The organism is Rhizobacter sp., assembly GCF_031412495.1.
GTDB lineage: Bacteria > Pseudomonadota > Gammaproteobacteria > Burkholderiales > Burkholderiaceae_C > Schlegelella_A.
The window spans coordinates 1-2,955 of sequence record NZ_JANODC010000070.1 but is presented as its reverse complement, the minus strand read 5'-3'; the positions used below and the strand labels follow the sequence as shown (position 1 = coordinate 2,955).

The 2,955-nt window shown below is 70.7% G+C and carries 4 protein-coding genes; all 4 read left to right on the top strand.

All coding sequences use genetic code 11. The annotated features are described in order from the left end of the window. Window positions 1-1,023 (top strand): VanZ family protein (locus AC30N0_RS02570; protein ID WP_489516373.1); only part of this gene is annotated, 1,023 nt, incomplete at its 5' end. Window positions 1,024-1,034: 11 nt separating this feature from the next. Further along, window positions 1,035-1,361, top strand: a complete 327-nt coding sequence (locus tag AC30N0_RS02565) for a (2Fe-2S) ferredoxin domain-containing protein (RefSeq protein WP_489516372.1) — start codon at window positions 1,035-1,037, stop codon at window positions 1,359-1,361. Continuing rightward, window positions 1,361-1,999: an alpha/beta hydrolase gene (locus tag AC30N0_RS02560; RefSeq protein WP_489516371.1), complete on the top strand. Its 639-nt coding sequence runs from the start codon at window positions 1,361-1,363 to the stop codon at window positions 1,997-1,999. The genes AC30N0_RS02565 and AC30N0_RS02560 overlap by 1 nt, the downstream gene beginning before the upstream one ends. A gap of 21 nt (window positions 2,000-2,020) precedes the next feature. Next, window positions 2,021-2,955 (top strand): D-alanyl-D-alanine carboxypeptidase family protein (locus tag AC30N0_RS02555; protein ID WP_489516370.1); only part of this gene is annotated, 935 nt, incomplete at its 3' end.

Here is a 2,955-nt window from a genome sequence, read left to right as displayed (position 1 = left end):
TTCCTCGCCACCGGCTGGCCGCGCTACTGGACCGGGTTCGACCTCGTCTCGAACCTGCTCGGCTACCTGCCGTTCGGCGTCCTCGTCTTCATCGCGCTGGTCCGCGTCGGCCACGGCACCGCCGCCGCCACCTGGCCGTCGCTCGTCATCGGCGCGCTGCTCGCGCTCAGCATGGAGGTCCTGCAGAACTACCTGCCGCGGCGCGTGCCTTCCTCGCTCGACCTCGGCCTGAATGTCGCCGGGGCCGGCCTCGGTGCCGCCTTCGGCGCCGCCCTGCACCTCAGCGGCGGCATCGCGCAGTGGCAGAAGGCGCGCGAGCGATGGTTCGTGGCCCGCAGCGCCGGCGGGCTGGCCCTGCTCGTGCTCTGGCCGGTCGCCCTGCTGTTCCCGACCGCGGTCCCGTTCGGGCTCGGCCACATCCTCGAGCGGGCCCAGCCCATCGTGGCGAGCATGCTGCAGGGCACGCCGGCGGAGGCCTGGGCGGGCGGGTGGGTGGCTTCAGCAGCCGAGCCCGGACGGACGGGAACGACGCTGTCTCCGGCGACCGAGCTGTCGATCATCGTCCTCGGGCTGCTCGCTCCCTGCGTGGTGGCCTTCACCATCGCCAAGGGCGGCTGGCGCCGGGCCGTGATCGTGGTCGGCGCGGTGGTGGTCGGGGCCGCCACGACGACGCTGTCGACGGCGCTGAACTTCGGGCCCGGCCACGCCCTGGCCTGGACCACGCCGCAGGCGCTGCAGGCCCTCGGCGTCGGCACCGCGCTGGCGGCGCTCCTCTCCCTGGTGCCCCGGCGGGTCGCGGCGGGCCTCGGCCTGATCGCCCTCACCGCGCTGGTGATGCTGGTCGCCCGTGCGCCCGACGATCCGTACTTCGCGCAGAGCCTGCAGGGCTGGGAGCAGGGGCGCTTCATCCGCTTTCATGGCGCGGCCCAGTGGGTGGGCTGGCTCTGGCCGTATGCGGCTCTGGTCTACCTGCTCGTGCGCCTGGGCGCGCGCGAGCCGCGCGACCTGTCGACGCGCTTCTAGAATCGAACGGGATGAGCTACTACGAGCGGCATGTCTTTTTCTGCCTCAACGAACGCGACAAGGGCGAGGATTCGTGCGCCCGGCACGGCGCGCAGGCAGGGTTCGACCGCTGCAAGGCGCGTGTGAAGAAGGACGGCCTCGCCGGTCCGGGACAGGTCCGCGTCAACAAGGCCGGGTGCCTCGACCGCTGCGCCGGCGGCCCGGTCGCCGTCGTCTACCCGGAAGGGACCTGGTACAGCTACGTCGACGCCAGCGACATCGACGAGATCGTCGACTCGCACCTCAAGCACGGAAAGATCGTCGAGCGATTGCTGCTGCCGCCCGACGTGGGACGCTGATGAGCCCGCGCACGGTGCGCGAGAGCGTCGCCGGTCCGGCAGGGCGCATCGAATGCGCGATCGACCGCACCGAAGCGGCGCCGCGCGGCCTGGCACTCGTCTGCCACCCGCACCCGCAGTTCGGCGGCTCGCTCGACAACAAGGTCGTGCAGACGGTCGCCCGCGCCTTCCTGCAGCGCGGCTGGTCGAGCGTGCGCTTCAACTTTCGCGGCGTCGGCCAGTCGGAGGGGACCTGGGGCGAGGGCGTCGGCGAGGTCGACGATGCCCTCTCGGTGCTCGGCAGCTGGCGCGCCCGCCCCGAGTTCGCCGGCCTTCCCTTCTGCTTGGCCGGGTTCTCCTTCGGCGGCTACGTCGCCGCCGAGGTCGCGCACCGGCTGCCCGAAGGCACGAAGCCGCGCCGCATCGTCCTCGTCGGCCTGTCGAGCGAGAAGCAGGCGGTGCCCGTGGTGCCACCCGACTCGGTCGTGATCCACGGCGAGAGCGACGACGTCGTGCCGCTCGCGTCGACGCTCGCCTGGGCCCGGCCGCAGCACCTGCCGGTGCTCGTCTTCCCGGGCGTCGGACACTTCTTCCATGGCCAGCTGGCGCTGCTGAAAAGCGTCATCGTCCGTGAACTGCACGACCTCGATGCCGTCTGACGGTCTTCCCTCTCCTTCCCCATGCCTCCCATGCCCTTCGCCCATCACCTCAAGCGCGTGCTGCTCGCCGTGCTCGTCTTTCCCGTCTCTCTTGCCGTGCAGGCCCAGGCGCCCCAACCCCCGGAGGTGGCGGCGAAGAACTTCCTCGTCGTCGACCTGACGACTCGGCAGACGCTCGCCGAGCGCGACGCCGACGCGCAGGTCGACCCGGCATCGCTGACCAAGCTGATGACGGCCTACGTCGTCTTCGCGGCCCTGAAGGAGAAGAAGCTCACGCTCGAGCAGCCGCTGCCCGTGTCCAAGCGCGCCTGGGGCGAACGCAAGGGCGGCGGCTCGCTGATGTTCATCGACACGACGATGACGCCGAGCGTCGACGAGCTGCTGCGCGGCCTGATCGTGCAGAGCGGCAACGACGCGGCGGTGGCGCTGGCCGAGGGCGTCGCCGGCAGCGTCGAGCTCTTCGTCGACATGATGAACCGGCAGGGGCAGGCCTTCGGCCTGAAGAACACGAGCTACAAGAACGTCGCCGGCCTGACGCAGCCCGGCCACCGCAGCTCGGCGCGCGACATCGCCACCGTCGCGGCGCGCATCATTTCCGATTTCCCCGAGTACTTCCCTTACTACTCGATCAAGGAATACAAGTACAACAACATCACCCAGCCCAACCGGAACCTGCTGCTGCGCCGCGACCCCTCGGTCGACGGCATGAAGACCGGCTACACCGAATCGGCGGGCTACTGCCTGCTGGCGACGGCCCAGCGCGAGTTCCCTAACCTCGGGGCCGCGGGCGGCGCGGGCAAGCGCCGCATCCTCGCGGTCGTCCTCAACACGACCTCGATGGAGGCGCGGGCCAACGAAAGCCAGAAGCTCCTCAACTGGGGCTTCCAGGCCTTCGACACAGTTCGCCTCTTCGACGACGGCAAGGCCATCGTCACCACGCCGGTCTGGAAGGGCGC